An 18,396-nucleotide genomic window follows, 5' to 3' on the forward strand; every position below is an offset into this window, starting at 1 on the left:
GCGCTCCTCGTCCAACCTCGTTTCCCAGGCCCTTGGGGCTCCGGGTCGGTGTCCGTGTCGCTCTGACCTGGAATAAGTTACGTGTTGCTACGAACCAAAGTCAAATCGGCTGTCTACCTGCGCTTTTCCGGCACATCGGATGAGTGGCACGGACGAGTCGAAGGCCGCACGGCTCCGAATACCTCCCCATAACGCTGCCTATAGGTAAGGAGGTCTCGTGGCCGCAGCTGTTCGGGCGCGGACAGAGAGTCGCGAGGATCGGTCCGGAGTTCTGTATGCGGTGTCGCGAGCGACGGACGCCGCGCGAGCCGGCGACGTCGAGACCGCGGCGCTACTACTCCGAGAGGCCGAACGGTTGGCGGGGAGAGAAGACCACATCGCAGCCGAACCGCCTGCCCACATCACCGGAAAACGACCCCTGCGGGCCGCGTTGACAAGCATCACAGCAGCAACGATCGTCAGAGTGCGCCGTCTGACGGGGTTCTGTGCGTCATCTCGGTCTTACCCAAGGTGGTTGGCCCGGGCTCACCAGGCTCCGGGTCGGGACGAAGGAGTCTGCGTGAATTCAACGGTGGGCGAGCGTACGCCCGGCGACCAGGTGGGTGGGGCGGACGGCCTCGTCTATGTCGTGTTCATTACCGCTGCGGCGGCCATGGGTGGGTTTCTGTTCGGGTATGACAGCTCCGTCATCAACGGGGCGGTCGAGGCGATCCGGGATCGGTACGACATCGGGTCGGCGACCTTGGCGCAGGTGGTGGCCATTGCATTGATCGGGTGCGCGGTGGGGGCGGCGATCGCGGGGCGGATCGCGGACCGGATCGGGCGCATCTGGTGCATGAGGATCGCGGCGACGCTGTTCACCTGTAGTGCGATCGGGTCGGCGTTGCCGTTCGCGCTGTGGGATCTGGCGATGTGGCGTGTGATCGGTGGCATCGGGATCGGGATGGCGTCGGTGATCGGGCCCGCGTACATCGCCGAGGTGTCGCCGCCGGCGTATCGCGGGCGGCTGGCGTCGTTCCAGCAGGCGGCCATCGTGATCGGTATCGCCACTTCACAGTTGGTGAACTTCGCGATTCTGAAGATGGCGGGTAGTGAGCAGCGCGGTCACATCGCAGGACTGGAGGCCTGGCAGTGGATGCTCGGGGTGATGGTGGTGCCGGCGGCGCTGTACGGGCTGTTCTCGTTCACCATTCCGGAGTCGCCGCGGTATCTGATCTCCATCGGCAAGACCGACAAGGCCAAGGAGGTGCTGGCCCAGGTCGAGGGCGACAAGGGGAATCTGGACGCGCGGGTGGCCGAGATCGAGCAGGCCATGCACAGTGAGCACCGTTCGACGTTCAAGGATCTGCTGGGCGGCGGGTTCGGGTTCCTGCCGGTGGTGTGGATCGGTATCGGACTGTCGGTGTTCCAGCAGCTGGTCGGCATCAATGTCGTCTTCTACTACTCGGCGACGCTGTGGCAGTCGGTGGGCATCGACCCGTCCAGTTCGTTCTTCTACTCGTTCACCACCTCGATCATCAATATCGTCGGCACTGTGATCGCCATGATGCTGGTCGACCGGATCGGGCGGAAACCGCTGGCGCTCATCGGATCCACGGGCATGGCGATCTCGCTCGCACTGGAGGGCTGGGCGTTCTCCTACAAGTCCGGGTCCGGAAACAGCGTGAGCCTGCCGCACACCCAGGGCATCGTGGCGCTCATCTCCGCGCACAGCTTCGTGCTGTTCTTCGCCATGTCGTGGGGTGTCGTGGTGTGGGTGCTGCTCGGCGAGATGTTCCCCAACAGGCTGCGCGCCGCCGCGCTCGGTGTGGCCGCGTCGGCGCAGTGGATCGCCAACTGGGTCATCACCGCCAGCTTCCCCAGCCTGGCCGACTGGAACCTGTCGGGGACCTACGTCATCTACACCGCCTTCGCCATCCTCTCGATTCCCTTCGTGCTCAAGTGGGTTCCGGAGACGAAGGGCAAGGCACTGGAAGAAATGGGCTGACCCGCTATTTGAGGATCTTGGTGATCTGGCCGGCGCCGACCGTCCGGCCGCCCTCCCGGATGGCGAATTTGAGACCGATCTCCATGGCTATGGGTTGGATGAGGACCACCTCCATGGAGACGTTGTCACCCGGGAGGACCATCTCCACCTCCTTCGGCAGGGTCACCACGCCAGTGACATCCGTTGTGCGGAAGTAGAACTGGGGGCGGTAGTTGTTGAAGAAGGGGGTGTGGCGGCCACCCTCCTCCTTCGAGAGGATGTACGCCTGGCCTTCGAACTGGGTGTGGGGTGTGACCGAACCCGGCTTGATGACGCACTGGCCGCGCTCCACATCTTCGCGGCGGACGCCACGCAGGAGGAGGCCGACGTTCTCGCCGGCCTGGCCCTCGTCCAGCAGTTTCCGGAACATCTCGATGCCGGTGACGGTGGTCTTGGTGGTCTTCGGGCGGATGCCGACGATCTCCACCTCCGCGTTGACCTTCAGGACGCCGCGTTCGATACGGCCGGTGACGACGGTGCCGCGGCCGGTGATGGTGAAGACGTCCTCGATGGGCATGAGGAAGGGCTTCTCGACCTCGCGGGTGGGGGTGTCGATCCAATCGTCCACGGCGGCCAGGAGTTCGGTGATGGTGTCGCCCCACTCGCCGGTCGGGTTCTCCAGCGCCTGGTAGGCGGAGACGCGGACGATGGGGGTGTTGTCGCCGTCGAATTCGTATTCGCTGAGCAGGTCGCTCACCTCGAGTTCGACCAGTTCCAGGATCTCCTCGTCCTCGACCATGTCGCACTTGTTCAGTGCCACCACCATTTTCGGGACGCCGACCTGGCGTGCCAGGATGACGTGCTCCTTGGTCTGCGGCATCGGGCCGTCGGTGGCGGCGACCACCAGGATGGCGCCGTCCATCTGGGCGGCACCGGTGATCATGTTCTTGATGTAGTCGGCGTGGCCGGGGCAGTCGACGTGCGCGTAGTGGCGGTTCTCCGTCTGGTATTCCACGTGGGCGATGGAGATGGTGATGCCGCGCTGCCGTTCCTCGGGGGCCTTGTCGATGGCCTCGAAGGGGGTGAAGGGATTCAGGTCCGGATATTTGTTGTGCAGGACCCTGGTGATCGCCGCGGTGAGAGTGGTCTTGCCGTGGTCGATGTGGCCGATGGTACCGACATTGACGTGCGGCTTCGTCCGCTGGAACTTCGCCTTCGCCACTGGAAACCTCCTGTGCGCCCGCGCGATTCGAGAGGGCACCGGAGGGTGGGGACACCGCGAAGTCATGCCCGACGGCGGTGTCTGTTCCAGGGTATTCAGGCGCCGGCCCGCAAAGGTCGAGAACAGCCCGAACCGGGCGTACAGGACTGTTGACAGGTGGTGTTCCGCCCGGCGAGTCCCCGGGAGACGCGCCGAACCCGCCTCGGGTGAGCAGGGGAAGTAACGTGGGCGGTTATGACAGCTGTTGCAGATCGTTCGCTCGGACCGGAACTCGTACGCACCGTGGGCATCGGGCAGGCCGACGTCCTCGTCATCGGCCTCACCTCGACGGATGACGGGCCGGTCATCGCGCCCGCCGACGTCTTCGAGGATGTGCTGGACGGCGAGACCCGGGCCGCGCTGCTGACTGCGCTGCAGGCGGTCGGGGCCAAGGGGAAGGGCGAGGAGGTCACGCGGGTGCCGGCTCCGGCCGGGCTGGGCGTCGACTACGTGCTCGCGGTCGGGCTCGGGGCCGAGGACAAGCTCGACGCCGAGCAGGTCCGCAAGTCGGCCGGTGCGGCCGGGCGGGCGCTGACCGGGGTCGCGACCGCGGTCACCACCCTGTCGGGGCTCGACCTCGGCGCGGCGGCCGAGGGCTTCTACCTGGGCGCGTACCAGTTCACCACGTTCAAGTCCGCCAAGACCGCGCCCAAGGACGACGATCAGCCGGTCAAGCGCGTCGAATTCCTGGTTCCCGAACCGGGATTCGGGGAAGAGTCGCTTTTCCGGGCGCAGGCCGTCGCCGAAGCCGTCGCCACCGCGCGGGATTTCGTGAACACCCCGCCCAACGACCTGTTCCCGGCCGAATTCGCCAACCGCGCAGCGGAATTGGCCAAGGCCGCAGGCCTGCAGGTGGAGATCCTGGACGAGAAGGAACTCGAATCCCAGGGCTACGGCGGCATTCTCGGCGTCGGCAAGGGCTCCTCGCGGCCGCCGCGACTGATCCGCATCACCTACGCGGGCGGCGACCCCAAGGTGGCGCTCATCGGCAAGGGCATCACCTTCGACACCGGCGGCATCTCCATCAAGCCCGCAGCGAACATGGAGAACATGACCTCCGACATGGGCGGCGCGGCGGCGGTCATCGCCACCACGCTGCTGGCGGCGCGACTGAGCCTGCCGCTCACGGTCATCGCCACCGTGCCGATGGCCGAGAACATGCCGTCGGCCACCGCGCAGCGGCCCGGCGACGTGCTCACCCAGTTCGGCGGGACCACCGTCGAGGTCATCAACACCGATGCCGAGGGCCGGCTCATCCTGGCCGACGCGCTCGTGCGCGCGGGCCAGGACGAACCCGACTACGTCATCGACGTCGCCACCCTCACCGGTGCGCAGATGGTCGCGCTCGGCACCCGCACCCCCGGCGTCATGGGCACCGACGCCTTCCGCGACCGGGTGGCCCGCATCTCGCAGGCCGTCGGCGAGAACGCCTGGGCCATGCCGCTTCCCGCGGAACTGCGCGCCGATCTGAACTCCAAGATCGCCGACCTGCAGAACGTCGCGCCGCACCGCTGGGGCGGCATGCTGTCGGCCGGGCTGTTCCTCAAGGAGTTCGTCTCCGAGAGCGTGCAGTGGGCCCACCTGGATGTGGCCGGCCCCGCCTACAACACCGGCGGGCCGTTCGGCTACATCGGCAAGGGCGGCACCGGCGTCCCGGTCCGCACCCTCATCGCAACCCTCGAGGACATCGCCGCCGAATAGCGAACGGCGCAGTCGCACACGGACGCCCGCCCCCGCTCGATGCGGTGGCGGGCGTCGTCGTTCGGCGCGGCCGGACTCGCGCCGGACGTTCCGGGTCCCGGCGTCAGAGGTCCTGAGCCGCGCGGCGTTCGAGGATGCGGCGGCGGGCCTCGTGGTCGCGCATGCGCTGGGGGTAGCCGACTCGGCGGGCGTCGTAGACGGGGATGTTCAAGGTGGCGGACAGGCGTTGCGCGCCGCGCTCGCCGACCGCGCGGCGGGTCCACGACCCGTCGTGGGCGACCAGGAGGACCGAGACATCGGACACGGTCGTGCGCGGCTCGACGAAAGCCTCCACGCCGTAATGGCTTCGGGTCCAGGCGACGAGATGCGCCATCGCCTCGGGGTCGGCATCACCCCGGCGCGCGGTACCGCTGCGCCCGAACAGATCCAGGAAACCCATCCCCGGCTACCTCCTCTCCGGCCACGGAAAGACCGCCGGATAATTCGATAGTGCCAGTTCCCGGACCGTTCGCCAGTCCCCCGGCCAACCCCTAAGCAGCCCCACAGAATCCGTTCAGCCCCAGCTCAGCCCAGCGCCGGCTCCCGCGCCCGGGGACGACCGCAGAAACGCGATTCGGCGAGCCCGGTGGCGCACTCGGCAATTCAGGGCCGGTGAGGCGATGCCGCGCCATGCGCCGACACGAGAGACATGCGAACCGGCGTTCGCGTGCGCCGACGGCGCCCATCGACATTGCGGCGAGGCTGTCGGCATCCTGCGTGCTCTCAACCGATTCACCACTCCCCGCGAATTCATCACTCCCGCGACGCAACCGCCGCGCTCTCCGTGGACGCTCAGCCATCCGGCCGGCGGGCGGCGGTGGGTTCAGCTAGCTGTCGGCTATCACGCTCAGCGATGCCTCGACTCCCGGCCAGCGGCACCCCGAAAAGGAGTGTCGCGCGCAAACGTGATACGTCTCATGCCATTCCCGCCAATTCACGCTCACGCCAGGGAGATCTCTTGCTCACGCGGGGGATCGCGACACTGAGAGGTCGGCGCAACGGCCGCCCTGTGACACGCCGCACCCGGACGAGTGCAAGGATGGGTGGCTGGAACAAGAACCAACACGGATCTCCGGTGCCACAGAATGATCGGTGGCCGTCGGGACGACACCGCGACCCGCGGTGCCACTCCCGCGGAGAGACGAACTGTTTAACCCGACGAGCAGTCAGAGGAGTCAACGGACATGACCTTCTCCGTCCAGATGCCGGCTCTTGGTGAGAGCGTCACCGAGGGCACTGTGACCAGGTGGCTGAAGCAGGAAGGAGACACGGTCGAGGTCGACGAGCCGCTGCTCGAGGTCTCCACCGACAAGGTCGACACCGAGATCCCGTCCCCGGTCGCAGGCGTTCTCACGAAGATCGTCGCCCAGGAGGACGACGTGGTCGAGGTCGGCGGCGAGCTCGGCGTGATCGGTGAGGCCGGTTCCGCTCCGGCCCCAGCCGCCGCCCCGGCACCCGCCGCCGCCCCTGCCCCGGCGCCAGCGCCGGCCCCCGCACCCGCCCCGGCCCCGCAGCCGGTCGCCGCCGCTCCGGCGCCGGCCCCCGCAGCGCCCGCCCCGGCCGCTGCCGCCTCCGGCACCCCGGTCAAGATGCCGGAGCTCGGTGAGTCCGTCACCGAGGGCACCGTCACCCGCTGGCTGAAGCAGGTCGGCGACCAGGTCGCCGTGGACGAGCCGCTGCTCGAGGTCTCCACCGACAAGGTCGACACCGAGATCCCGTCGCCGGTCGCCGGCACCCTGCTGGAGATCTCCGCGCAGGAGGACGACGTGATCGCCGTTGGCGGTCAGCTGGGCGTCATCGGCAGCGGCGTTGCTGCGGCCGCGCCCGCTCCGGCCCCCGCGCCCGCTCCTGCGCCTGCCCCCGCTCCGGCCGCTGCGGCTCCGGCGCCCGCGCCCGCCCCGGCCCCCGCTCCGGCTCCGGCTCCGGCTCCGGCTCCCAAGCCCGCTCCGGTTCCGGCCGCGGCCACCCCGGCCGAGGAGCCCTCCACCAACGGCGGCCCCTACGTGACCCCGCTGGTGCGAAAGCTGGCCGCGGAGAACAACGTTGACCTCGCGACCCTCACCGGTTCCGGTGTCGGTGGCCGCATCCGCAAGCAGGATGTGCTCGCCGCCGCGGAGGCCAAAAAGGCTCCGGCCCCCGCCGCTGCCGCGCCCGCCGCCGCTGCTCGGGTCGCCCCGGCTGCTGCCGCGCCCGCGCCGCGTCCGTCGCTGTCGCACCTGACCGGCACGGTCCAGAAGGCCAGCCGCATCCGGCAGATCACCGCGACCAAGACCCTGGAGTCGCTGCAGACCACCGCGCAGCTCACCCAGGTGCACGAGGTCGACATGACCAAGATCGCGTCCCTGCGCAACCGCGCCAAGGCCGCGTTCAAGCAGCGTGAGGGCGTGAACATCACGTTCCTGCCGTTCTACGCCAAGGCTGTCATCGAGGCGCTGGCCGTGCACCCGAACGTGAACGCGTCCTACAACTCCGACACCAAGGAGATCACCTACCACTCGGTGGTCAACCTGGGTATCGCGGTCGACACCGAGCAGGGCCTGCTCTCGCCGGTCATCCACAACGCCAACGATCTGTCGCTGGCCGGACTCGCTCGTGCCATCGCCGATATCGCCAACCGTGCGCGCACCGGTGGCCTGAAGCCGGACGAGCTGGCCAACGGCACCTTCACCATCACCAATATCGGTTCCCAGGGCGCCCTGTTCGACACCCCGATCCTGCTGCCGCCGCAGGCCGCCATGCTGGGCACCGGCGCGATCGTCAAGCGCCCCATGGTGATCAGCGACGACGGCAGCGAGTTCATCGGCATCCGTTCGATGGCCTACCTGCCGCTCACCTACGATCACCGCCTCATCGACGGCGCCGACGCGGGTCGCTTCCTGACCACCGTCAAGCACCGGCTGGAAGAGGCCGCGTTCGAGGGTGACCTCGGGCTCTAATGCCGGATACGGGCGGCAGGATTGATCGGATGAAAGTCGTGATCGCCGGTTCGTCCGGGCTGATCGGGACGGCACTCGTCGCGGCTCTGCGCCGCGACGGGCACGAGGTCATCCGCCTCGTGCGCCGTCCCGTGCACGCCCGCGACGAATTCACCTGGGACCCCGTCCGTTCCAATCTGGACGAACGTGCGCTGCGCGGCGCCGACGCCGTGGTGAACCTCTGCGGCGCGGGTATCGGGCAGCGGCGCTGGACCGGCAGCTACAAGCAGGAGCTGCGCGACAGCCGCATCGTCCCCACCGACGTGCTGGCCGCCGCGGTCGCCGCCGCAGGAGTGCCGACGCTGGTCAATGCCAGCGGCGTGCACTACTACGGCGGCGATCCCGGCGACCGCGTCGTCACCGAGAGTTCCCCTGCCGGAAAGGGTTTCCTGGCCGGCCTGTGCGCCGACTGGGAGGCCGCCACCGAACAGGCCGCCGACGCCGGCGTGCGCACGGTGCTGCTGCGCTCGGCGGTGGTGCTGGCCCGGCACGGCGGCATGCTCGGAATGCTGTATCCCCTCTACTTTCTCGGCCTCGGCGGGCGGCTGGGCAGCGGCCGCCAGTACGTGCCGTGGATCTCCCTGGACGACGAGGTCGGCGCGATCATCTACGCGCTCACCCACGAAAGCCTTTCCGGCCCGGTCAATATGGTCGGTCCCGCACCGGTCACCAATGCGGAGTTCACCCGCGCGCTGGGCCGCGTCATGCACCGGCCGACGCCCCTGATGGTGCCCGCGTTCGCGCTGCGGCTGGCCGTGGGTGAGTTCGCCGAAGAGGCAATCCTGCACGGCCCCAGGGCGATTCCCACCGCGCTCGAGGCCGCCGGATACCCCTTCCAGCACCCCACCATCGGCGCGGCACTGTCCGCGACGCTCGGCCAGTCCGGCTGACCGGCCCGTTGCGGTGGGCGCGGCGCACGTCACAGTGGGCCCGTCGATACCGTGTGGAACGTGACCAATCATCCGTCCGACCTGCTGGTGCGGGATGCGCGCGAGAGCGATCTCCCCGAGATCCTGGTGATCCACAACAACGCCATCGCGGAGACCACCGCCATCTGGGATACCGAACTCGCCGACCTGGACGAGCGCAAGGCCTGGTTCGCGGCGCGGACCGGAGCCGGACATCCGGTGCTGGTGGCCGAGATCGACGGCAAGGTCGCGGGGTACGCCAGTTACGGGCAGTTCCGACCGAAGTCCGGCTACCGGTTCGCCGTCGAGAACTCGGTGTACGTGTCAGATATATTCCAGCGGCGCGGAGTGGCCACGGCGCTCATGCGCGAGCTGCTGGTACGGGCGAGCCGGGGCGGCGTGCACACCATGATCGCGGCGATCGAGTCGAGTAACCGCACGTCGATCGCGCTGCACGAGAAATTCGGCTTCAACATCGTCGGTCAGATGCCGGAAGTCGGGCACAAATTCGGGCGCTGGATGGACTTGACGCTGATGCAACGCGTCGTCGACGAAGGGGTAACGTCGCCATCGTGAGTGAGAGTACGGCCACCGCACCGTTACCCAGTGCGGTCTCGGCCCGCTTCGACGGCACACCCCTCGCCGTCGAGAATCTGGGCCTCATCGATTACCAGCAAGCCTGGGAACTGCAGCGGTCGATCGCCGCCGAACGCGCCGATGGCCTCGGGCAGGATCGCCTGCTCCTGCTGGAACACCCCTTCGTCTACACCGCCGGCCGCCGCACCGAGCCGCAGGACCTGCCCATGGACGGCAGCCCGGTCATCGAGGTCGACCGCGGCGGGAAGATCACCTGGCACGGTCCCGGGCAACTGGTCGGCTATCCCATTGTGCGACTGGCCGAACCGGTCGATGTGGTCGCCTATGTGCGCCGCCTGGAGGAAGCCCTCATCACAGTCTGCGCGCAGCTCGGGCTGGAAACCGGCCGGGTGGAAGGCCGTTCGGGCGTGTGGGTGCCCGCGAGCGAGTTCCTGCCCGAGCGGAAGGTCGCGGCCATCGGCGTGCGCGTCCAGCGCGGGGTCACGTTGCACGGCATCTCGCTGAACTGCAATTCCAGCCTCGACGCCTTCGATGCCATCGTGCCGTGCGGAATTCGCGATGCCGGCGTCACCACGCTGAGCCGCGAAGTCGGCCGCGAGGTGACCGTGGACGAGGTGCGGCCGCTGGTCGCCGACGCCATCGCCCGCGCCCTCGACGGCGCGCTGAAGGTGACCGACCACACCATTTCCCGCTGCGCGAAGGCCGCGCCCGAATGCCCCGAACCACTTCCGGCGGCGACCACCGATCAGCTTCCGGTGGTGACCGGAACCGTGCCCGTCAAGGCCGAATGATCATGAGCGTAGGGTGGACAAAGTGACTTCCGTCGATACCCCGACATCGAATGACCCGGCCGCACCCAACGGCCGCAAGCTGCTTCGCATCGAGGCCCGCAACGCCGAGACCCCGATCGAGCGCAAGCCCTCGTGGATCCGCACCCGCGCCACCATGGGACCCGAGTACACCGAACTCAAGGGTCTGGTGAAACGCGAAGGGCTGCACACGGTTTGCGAGGAAGCCGGGTGTCCCAACATCTTCGAGTGCTGGGAGGACCGCGAGGCCACCTTCCTCATCGGCGGTGAGCAGTGCACCCGCCGCTGCGACTTCTGCCAGATCGACACCGGCAAGCCCGCCGCCCTGGACCGGGACGAGCCGCGGCGCGTGGCCGAGAGCGTGCAGGCCATGGGGCTGCGCTACTCGACCGTCACCGGCGTCGCGCGCGACGACCTCGAGGACGGCGGCGCGTGGCTGTACGCCGAGACCGTGCGCGCCATCAAGCGGCTCAACCCGCACACCGGCGTCGAGCTGCTGATCCCGGACTTCAATGCCGTGCCCGAGCAGCTGGCCGAGGTCTTCGAGTCGCGGCCGGAGGTGCTCGCGCACAACCTGGAGACGGTGCCGCGCATCTTCAAGCGCATCCGGCCGGCCTTCCGCTACGAGCGGTCGCTGGCGGTCATCACCGCCGCGCGCGAGGCCGGTCTGGTCACCAAGTCCAACCTCATCCTGGGCATGGGCGAGACCCCGGAAGAAGTCACCCAGGGCCTGCGCGACCTGCACGAGGCGGGCTGCGACATCATCACCATCACCCAGTACCTGCGGCCCTCCCCGCGCCACCACCCGGTCGACCGGTGGGTGAAGCCGGAGGAGTTCGTGGAGCACTCCAAGGCCGCCGAGGCCATGGGCTTCGCCGGCGTGATGGCCGGTCCGCTGGTCCGCTCGTCCTACCGGGCGGGTCGCCTGTACGCCCAGGCCATGCGCCACCACGGTCGTGAGATCTCTCCGGAGATGGCCCATCTCGCCGAGGAGGGCAGCGCGGCGCAGGAGGCGACCAGCGTGCTGGCGCGCTTCGGCTCCTAGCCGATCGAATTCGTGCACTGTGGCCCGGACGCACCGTCCGGGCCACAGTCGTTTTGCGACACCTCGCCAGGTGAACGGCGGGTATCGGCGCGCCATCCAAATCGGTTCGGTCGATTCGTGGACGTGTGCGCAGCGCTGGTGGGAAGCTCGAAGGACCGCATTGATCGACCCCGGGAGCGAGCCATGGTCGAGCGAACGACGACGTCGCAAGGTGTCAACGGCAGGGTGGTCGTGGCCGAAAGGCCGGCCGATATACGGAATGTGGTGCTGGTAGGCCACAGCGGGTCCGGGAAGACCACGCTGGTGGAGGCGCTCGCCGTGGCGGCCGGGGCGGTACCCCGGGCCGGGCGGGTCGAGGACGGCACCTCCGTCTCGGACTACGACGACATCGAGCAGCGACAACACCGGTCCGTGCAACTGTCGGTGGTGCCGATGGGCTGGGACCACGTCAAGGTCAATCTTCTCGACACCCCCGGCTACGCGGATTTCGTCGGGGAACTCAGGGCCGGTCTGCGAGCGGCGGACGCGGCCCTTTTCGTGCTCTCCGCCGCCGCGGGCGTGGAGGGCGTGAGCGGGGCGACGCTGGCACTGTGGGAGGAGTGCGCGCGCGTCGGCATGCCGCGCGCCATCGTGCTCACCCATCTGGACACCGCGCGCGCGGACTTCGAGGACATGACCGAGACCTGCCGCGAGATTCTGGGCGGCGGCCGGGCGGAAAGCATGCTGCCGCTGCACCTTCCGGTGTACGGGCCCAAGGGCGCCGACGGTCATCGGCCGGTGACCGGGCTGATCGAACTGCTCACCCAGCACGTCTACGACTACGCCACCGGGGAACGCGTGGAAACGCCCGCCTCCGAGGAGCAGCGGGAGCAGCTGGAGGAGGCGCGCAACCGGCTCATCGAGGGCATCATCGCCGAGAGCGAGGACGAGACCCTCATGGACCGCTACATCGGCGGCGAGGAGATCGACCTGGCCACACTGGTCGCGGACCTCGAAAAGGCGGTGGCCCGCGGCAGTTTCCATCCGGTGCTGATCGCCGCACCACCGCCGGAGGGCGCGCGGCAGGGGCTCGGCACGGTGGAGATCCTGGATCTGATCACGCGCGGATTCCCCACGCCCGCCGAGCATCCCGTGTCCGCGACCGGGTCCGGCGGCAAGGCCGCCGCGCTGGCCTGCGATCCCGCCGCACCGCTGGCCGCCGAGGTGATCCGCACCGCCTCCGATCCCTATGTGGGCCGGTTGTCGCTGGTGCGGGTGTTCTCGGGCACACTGCACGCCGACGACACTGTGCACGTGTGCGGGCACGGACAGGGCGACACCGGTGATCACGATGCCGACGAACGCGTCGGCGGGGTGTCCGCGCCGTTCGGGAAGCAGCAGCGGCCGCTGCCGCAGGCCATCGCCGGGGACATCGTGTGCGTGAGCAAGCTGTCGCACGCCGAGACCGGGGATACGTTGTCCGCCAAGGATTTCCCGCTCATCATCGAGCCGTGGTCCATGCCCGATCCGCTGCTGCCGGTGGCCGTGAAGGCGCACAGCAAGGCCGACGAGGACAAGCTCTCGCAGGGCCTGTCGCGACTGGTCGCCGAGGATCCGACGGTGCGGCTGGAACAGAACCCCGACACCCATCAGCTGGTGCTGTGGGTGCTGGGCGAGGCGCATCGCGATGTGGCGCTGGAACGGCTGCGGTCCCGGTTCGGGGTGCACGTGGATGTCATCGACCACCGGGTGGCGCTGCGCGAGACCTTCGCCACCCAGGCGTCCGGGCGGGGGCGGCATGTGAAGCAGTCCGGCGGGCACGGGCAGTACGCCATCTGCGAGATCGAGGTGGCGCCGCTCCCCGAGGGGTCCGGGATCGAGTTCGTGGACAAGGTGGTGGGCGGAGTCGTTCCGCGCCAGTTCATTCAGTCGGTCGAGAAGGGCGTGCGCGCCCAGGCCGCGCGGGGTGTGGCGGCCGGATATCCACTCGTGGATGTCCGGGTGACGCTGTTCGACGGGAAGGCGCATTCGGTCGACTCCTCGGACGCGGCCTTCCAGATGGCCGGGGCGCTGGCCCTGCGGGAGGCGGCCGCAGCGGCGCGCATCAACCTGCTGGAGCCGATATCCGAAGTGCACGTGGTGGTTTCGGACGACTACGTGGGACCGGTGCTGGTCGATCTGTCCAGCCGCCGGGGCCGGGTGCTGGGCACCGAGCCGGTCGGGCTGGGGCGCACCGCGATTCGCGCCGAGGTGCCGGAACTCGAGCTCAGCCGCTACGCCGTGGACCTGCGTTCACTGGCGCACGGCGGGGCCACCTTCACCCGCGCGTACGCGCGGCACGAGGCCATGCCCACCCAGCTGGCGGAGTCGATGCGGGACAAGGCCGGGAGCAACGGCTGAATCCGGCCGGTCTGGCTGCCACCGATCCCACTGGGTGAGATGACGGCCGCCGCGGCGTTACCGACCGCTCGCCATCCCCATGATCCCGTCGCGAACCGGGCGCACCCGGCCATTAAGCTGGACGCCATGGCAGCAGGCAAGGGCGGTAATCCGTCGAAGGAAGCGAAGGCCGCGGCGAAGGCGGCGCGCAAACAGGCGTCGAAGGAGCGCCGCCAGCAACTCTGGCAGGCATTCCAGATGCAGCGCAAGGAAGACAAGCTGCTGCTGCCGCTGATGATCGGCGCCCTCGTCGGCGTGACCGTGCTGTTCCTGGTGATCGGCCTGATCTTCGGCATGCAGTGGTTCCTGCTGCCGATCGGTCTGCTGCTGGGCGCGCTGGCCGCGTTCATCATCTTCGGCCGCCGGGTCCAGAAGAACGTGTACGCCAAGGCCGAGGGTCAGGCCGGCGCGGCCGCCTGGGTGCTGGACAACCTGCAGGGCAAGTGGCGGGTCTCCCCTGGCGTCGCCGCCACCACCCAGCTCGACGCCGTGCACCGCGTGGTCGGCCTGCCCGGTGTCATCCTGGTCGCGGAGGGTTCGCCGCAGCGCGTGAAATCCCTGCTCGCGCAGGAGAAGAAGAAGGTCTCCCGCCTGGTCGGCGACACCCCGATCTACGACGTGGTGATCGGCAACGAGCAGGACCAGGTGCCGCTGAAGGAACTGCAGCGCTACCTGACCAAGCTCCCCCGCAATATCGACACCAAGCGCATGGACCTCATCGAGGGCCGGCTGTCCGCGCTGGCCACCCGCGGCGGCCCGGCCCTCCCCAAGGGCCCGCTGCCGAGCGGCGCCAAGATGCGCGGCGTGCAGCGCAGCATCCGCCGCCGCTGACCCACCGGAACCTTCGAGGCCCGCGTCCCCAGGACGCGGGCCTCGTTCGTTTCCGAAATGCCTTCGGCCACAAGGCCTGACGCTCTCGGGCCGACCGGGTCGTACCGGAAGATCAGCCGACGTAGCGGGAGAGGAAGCGGACGACGTCCGGGGTGACGGTGCGCCAGTACTCGTCGGCGTGCGTGCCCGGGGTGACCAGGCCGATCTCAGGGTGGGCGGTGGCGATGTAGCGGCGGCAGCCGTCGATGAAGCGGTCGCGGTCGCCGCACCACACGCCGACGGGGGCCGGGCCCGCCTTGTCGAGGTTGCGCAGCGGGTCGAGTGCCGCCCACTGATCGGCATCGATGAAGGCGTTCCGCTTGGCCATTTCGGTCCACGAGGTGAGCAACCCCGGCGACATGGCAGCAACCGCATTCAGCGGCCGGCCCTGTTCGTAGCGGCGGCGCGAGTACACCAGCGCGCCGAAGCCACCCATGGAGGTGCCGGTGCAGGCGAACGGCAGACCTCCCGGTGCGCCCAGGCGGCGCTGCGCCAGCCAGCCGGGAACCTCGTTGAGCAGCATGGACATTGGATCGTCGCCGGTGCCGTGGTCGTGCCAGTAGTTGTCGCCGCCGTCGAGGGCCACGAAACCGAAGGCCGGGGACAGCCGGGTGACGACCCCGGCGGCCAGCACGTCGCCGATATTGCCGACGGCCGAGGTGCGGGCGGTGCCGTGCAGGCCGTGCAGCAGCAGCGACACGGGCAGGTTCTCGGTGGGGACGCCGGGCGGCAGGATGGTGACCAGGTCCACGTCGCGGCGGCGGGCGGCCGAGTAGACCCGTTCCACCCGGACGACGGGGGTGATGCCGGCCGCGGTCTGCCCGATCTCCGCCGGGTCGACCGCCGCATTGCCGCCCGCGCTGACGGCCGCGCAGGCGCCGGCCAGGCCGAGCAGGCCGGTGGTCGCGAACAGGGACCGCCGGCTGATTCTCCACGCGGCATCCCGGTAGCCCTCGACCATCGATCCTCCATCAGCACAGCATCAGCTATCTGCCCGACGTCAACCTGGCGGCTGCGTCGCGGCAAATCGCCGCAACCATACCGATCGAAGGCAAACTGCGGTGAACATTTGGCAACGTCCTGCCACACACTGCACCAACAGCATCGCAGGTCACAGGCCCGGCGCAGACCGACGCGCGCGCTGTTCCGGGTTTCGAATCAACCCGCGCGGAAGTGCGCGGCGCGGGTCAGCGGCTGTAGACCAGGGCGGTGCCGGTCGCGCGATCGTGCATGCCGCGGCCGTCGCTGTCGGTGAACAGGGCAGGAATGACGAACAGCAGGATGAGCTGCCGGACCAGGGCGCGAATGAAACCGACCGGCGCGTCGGCATCAACCCGGCTGACGCGCAGCTTCAGGAAGTACTGGCCGGGCGTGAAGCCGAACAGCGTGACCGCGGCGATCCCCAGCACGAACCACACCAGCAGCGTCGGCGTCGACAGCGCCTGGGTGATGACCTCGAAGTGCGAGGGCGGTTGCTGGCCCTTCGGAATGGTCATCTTCGAGATGATGTGCTCGGCATCGGGCCGCACGATGATCGCGGCCAGGCCCATCGAGATGAACCAGTCGACGAGCAGCGCCAGCACGCGGCGGGTGAAGGGGGCGAGCGCGCCGCGTCCGGACGGCGGCAGGCCGAGTTCCTTGCCCTGGTAGTCACCGGGCGGGTTGTCTCCGGATTCGGCGTTCGGTCCGGACAGCCAGGAGCCGGTGATGCGAGCCATGCGCCCAGCTTATGCGGCGTCGGCGGGCCGGTTTCGCGCCCCTGCCGGTCGGGGTGCGAGGACGGAACCATATATGGGTGCGTCCTAGCTGTTCACCCGGTCCCGGACGGGCGCGCAATCGCTCGGCATCCGAGATTGCCAGGTGGATGCCCGGCGGTGAGGATTGTCACGATGGCCGGGCCGGAGTTGGCAAGGCCCCTAATTTTTCAGAGTCTTAACAGCCGCTTCGGGCAGGTCGGTGGCAGGATGTCCCTGCTGGTCGAGCATTGCTCGGCGACCGCTGCGGCGTCTTCGCGAACCCGGGGGCACCGCCGAACCCCCGGCCAGCAGTGCGTGTAACACTGGCGAAACACAGCCTTGATTACAGGGAAACACCGCGTCCATACCGTGTGGTCGCGACGAACCCATGCAGTCACCACTGGCTGGGAACCGATCCGTAAGGAGTACTAAGTGGCGTTCAGCACGGCCGACGAGGTCATCAAGTACATCAAGGAGGAGGAGCTCGAATACGTCGACGTTCGGTTCACCGACCTCCCCGGTGTGCAGCAGCACTTCTCGATCCCGGCGAAGGCGTTCACCGCTGATCTCGCCGAAGAGGGCCTCGCCTTCGACGGTTCGTCGGTGCGCGGCTTCCAGTCGATCGACGAGTCGGACATGCTGCTGCTGCCCGACTTCAGCACTGCCCGGATCGACCCCTTCCGCGCCGCGAAGACGCTGAACATGAACTTCTTCGTGCACGACCCGTTCACCCGCGAGGCCTACTCCCGCGACCCGCGCAACATCGCGCGTAAGGCCGAGGAGTACTTGCGTTCGACCGGCATCGCCGACACCTGCTACTTCGGTGCCGAGGCCGAGTTCTACATCTTCGACTCGATCCGCTACGACTCGGCCATGAACGGCGCCTTCTACGAGATCGACTCGATCTCGGGCTCCTGGAACACCGGCGCCGAGTACAACGCCGACGGCACCCCGAACCGTGGCTACAAGGTGCGCAACAAGGGTGGTTACTTCCCGGTTGCCCCGTACGACCACTACGTCGACCTGCGCGACAAGATCTCGACCAACCTGCAGAACGCGGGCTTCGACCTGGAGCGCGGCCACCACGAGGTCGGCACCGCCGGTCAGGCCGAGATCAACTACCGCTTCAACACCCTGCTGGGCGCCGCTGACGACCTGCAGCTGTTCAAGTACATCGTGAAGAACACCGCGTGGCAGGAGGGTAAGACCGTTACCTTCATGCCGAAGCCGCTCTTCGGCGACAACGGCTCGGGCATGCACGCCCACCAGTCGCTGTGGAAGGACGGCAAGCCGCTGTTCCACGACGAGTCCGGCTACGCGGGCCTGTCGGATCTGGCGCGTCACTACATCGGCGGCATCCTGCACCACGCCCCGTCGCTGCTGGCGTTCACCAACCCGACCGTGAACTCCTACCACCGTCTGGTGCCGGGCTACGAGGCCCCCATCAACCTGGTGTACTCGCAGCGCAACCGCTCGGCCGCGATCCGCATCCCGATCACCGGCTCGAACCCGAAGGCCAAGCGCATCGAGTTCCGCGCGCCGGACTCCTCGGGTAACCCGTACCTGGCCTTCGCCGCCATGATGATGGCCGGCCTGGACGGCATCAAGCGCAAGCTCGAGCCGATGGCCCCGGTCGACAAGGACCTCTACGAGCTCCCGCCGGAGGAGGCCAAGAACATCCCGCAGGCCCCCACCTCGCTGGCGTCGGTCATCGACCGCCTCGAGGAAGACCACGACTACCTCACCGAGGGTGGCGTGTTCACCGAGGACCTGATCGAGACCTGGATCGACATCAAGCGCACCCAGGAAATCGCGCCCGTCAACCTGCGGCCGCACCCGTACGAGTTCGAGCTGTACTTCGACGTGTAATCCTGACCTGCGCGAACGCGGTTGATTCTCGCGTTCGGTACGCAGTAGGTACGCAGTAGGCAGAAAGAAGCGGGGGGGGGCAACTTACCGGTTTGCCACCCCCCCTGGGTTTTGCGGCAAACCCCAATTATAGCCCCCGGGTTGGCCCCGCGGAGTATAGGTTCGGTGACTTATTACCACCGCCAGTAACCGCCCAAAGGCG

14 protein-coding genes are annotated in these 18,396 nt (G+C 68.4%); 10 read left to right on the plus strand and 4 right to left on the minus strand.

The features are described from left to right. The first annotated feature begins 559 nt into the window (after nt 1-559). Complete coding sequence (locus ACFXIV_RS47110) at nt 560-1,987, plus strand: sugar porter family MFS transporter (protein WP_379404894.1); 1,428 nt, start codon at nt 560-562, stop codon at nt 1,985-1,987. A 4-nt stretch (nt 1,988-1,991) separates the two neighbouring features. On the opposite strand, the gene tuf is transcribed toward ACFXIV_RS47110, so the two are convergent. Next, the gene (tuf, locus tag ACFXIV_RS47115; RefSeq protein ID WP_379404892.1) at nt 1,992-3,188 is read right to left on the minus strand and encodes an elongation factor Tu; all 1,197 of its coding nucleotides are present in this window, start codon (nt 3,186-3,188) and stop codon (nt 1,992-1,994) included. Between the two features lie 234 nt (nt 3,189-3,422). Between tuf and ACFXIV_RS47120 the strand changes: the two genes are divergently transcribed. Then, entirely contained in the window at nt 3,423-4,928 is a 1,506-nt protein-coding gene (locus tag ACFXIV_RS47120) for a leucyl aminopeptidase (protein ID WP_379404890.1), read from the plus strand. A gap of 103 nt (nt 4,929-5,031) precedes the next feature. Here ACFXIV_RS47120 and ACFXIV_RS47125 read toward each other — a convergent pair whose 3' ends face one another. Continuing rightward, a complete protein-coding gene (locus tag ACFXIV_RS47125) occupies nt 5,032-5,367 on the minus strand; it encodes an oxidoreductase (RefSeq protein WP_379404888.1) in 336 nt (111 codons plus the stop codon). A 784-nt stretch (nt 5,368-6,151) separates the two neighbouring features. Between ACFXIV_RS47125 and sucB the strand changes: the two genes are divergently transcribed. From sucB to ACFXIV_RS47160, 7 genes are all read left to right on the plus strand, one after another. Next, nucleotides 6,152-7,903, plus strand: coding sequence for a 2-oxoglutarate dehydrogenase, E2 component, dihydrolipoamide succinyltransferase (gene sucB, locus ACFXIV_RS47130; protein ID WP_379404886.1), 1,752 nt, complete (start codon nt 6,152-6,154; stop codon nt 7,901-7,903). A gap of 29 nt (nt 7,904-7,932) precedes the next feature. Then, nucleotides 7,933-8,832, plus strand: a complete 900-nt coding sequence (locus ACFXIV_RS47135) for a TIGR01777 family oxidoreductase (RefSeq protein WP_379404884.1) — start codon at nt 7,933-7,935, stop codon at nt 8,830-8,832. An 81-nt stretch (nt 8,833-8,913) separates the two neighbouring features. After that, nucleotides 8,914-9,426, plus strand: a complete 513-nt coding sequence (locus ACFXIV_RS47140) for a GNAT family N-acetyltransferase (RefSeq protein WP_379404896.1) — start codon at nt 8,914-8,916, stop codon at nt 9,424-9,426. Further along, a complete protein-coding gene (lipB, locus tag ACFXIV_RS47145; protein WP_379404882.1) occupies nt 9,423-10,238 on the plus strand; it encodes a lipoyl(octanoyl) transferase LipB in 816 nt (271 codons plus the stop codon). The genes ACFXIV_RS47140 and lipB overlap by 4 nt, the downstream gene beginning before the upstream one ends. Nucleotides 10,239-10,260: 22 nt before the next feature. Further along, nucleotides 10,261-11,301, plus strand: a complete 1,041-nt coding sequence (gene lipA / locus ACFXIV_RS47150; RefSeq protein ID WP_357010675.1) for a lipoyl synthase — start codon at nt 10,261-10,263, stop codon at nt 11,299-11,301. A 183-nt stretch (nt 11,302-11,484) separates the two neighbouring features. Next, nucleotides 11,485-13,680 (plus strand): elongation factor G-like protein EF-G2, encoded by a 2,196-nt coding sequence (locus ACFXIV_RS47155; RefSeq protein WP_379404880.1) that lies wholly within the window; start codon nt 11,485-11,487, stop codon nt 13,678-13,680. Between the two features lie 126 nt (nt 13,681-13,806). Beyond that, on the plus strand, nt 13,807-14,550 hold the full coding sequence (locus ACFXIV_RS47160; protein ID WP_379378273.1) for a DUF4191 domain-containing protein: 744 nt from the start codon (nt 13,807-13,809) through the stop codon (nt 14,548-14,550). 112 nt (nt 14,551-14,662) lie between these two features. On the opposite strand, the gene ACFXIV_RS47165 is transcribed toward ACFXIV_RS47160, so the two are convergent. Further along, nucleotides 14,663-15,550, minus strand: coding sequence for an alpha/beta hydrolase (locus ACFXIV_RS47165; protein ID WP_379404878.1), 888 nt, complete (start codon nt 15,548-15,550; stop codon nt 14,663-14,665). 226 nt (nt 15,551-15,776) lie between these two features. Further along, nucleotides 15,777-16,307 (minus strand): RDD family protein, encoded by a 531-nt coding sequence (locus tag ACFXIV_RS47170; RefSeq protein ID WP_364626275.1) that lies wholly within the window; start codon nt 16,305-16,307, stop codon nt 15,777-15,779. Between the two features lie 450 nt (nt 16,308-16,757). Between ACFXIV_RS47170 and glnA the strand changes: the two genes are divergently transcribed. Then, the gene (gene glnA / locus ACFXIV_RS47175) at nt 16,758-18,194 is read left to right on the plus strand and encodes a type I glutamate--ammonia ligase (RefSeq protein ID WP_357010665.1); all 1,437 of its coding nucleotides are present in this window, start codon (nt 16,758-16,760) and stop codon (nt 18,192-18,194) included. The last annotated feature ends 202 nt before the right edge of the window (nt 18,195-18,396 follow it).

Origin of the sequence: Nocardia sp. NPDC059236, assembly GCF_042754085.1 — a bacterium.
Classification (GTDB): domain Bacteria; phylum Actinomycetota; class Actinomycetes; order Mycobacteriales; family Mycobacteriaceae; genus Nocardia.

Bases quoted from the DNA above. Each gene is read 5' to 3' on its own strand.
- ACFXIV_RS47120 (WP_379404890.1), top strand. From the start codon at position 3,423: ATGACAGCTGTTGCAGATCGTTCGCTCGGACCGGAACTCGTACGCACC.
- ACFXIV_RS47125 (WP_379404888.1), bottom strand. From the start codon at position 5,367: ATGGGTTTCCTGGATCTGTTCGGGCGCAGCGGTACCGCGCGCCGGGGT.
- sucB (WP_379404886.1), top strand. From the start codon at position 6,152: ATGACCTTCTCCGTCCAGATGCCGGCTCTTGGTGAGAGCGTCACCGAG.
- ACFXIV_RS47135 (WP_379404884.1), top strand. From the start codon at position 7,933: ATGAAAGTCGTGATCGCCGGTTCGTCCGGGCTGATCGGGACGGCACTC.
- ACFXIV_RS47155 (WP_379404880.1), top strand. From the start codon at position 11,485: ATGGTCGAGCGAACGACGACGTCGCAAGGTGTCAACGGCAGGGTGGTC.
- ACFXIV_RS47160 (WP_379378273.1), top strand. From the start codon at position 13,807: ATGGCAGCAGGCAAGGGCGGTAATCCGTCGAAGGAAGCGAAGGCCGCG.
- ACFXIV_RS47165 (WP_379404878.1), bottom strand. From the start codon at position 15,550: ATGGTCGAGGGCTACCGGGATGCCGCGTGGAGAATCAGCCGGCGGTCC.
- ACFXIV_RS47170 (WP_364626275.1), bottom strand. From the start codon at position 16,307: ATGGCTCGCATCACCGGCTCCTGGCTGTCCGGACCGAACGCCGAATCC.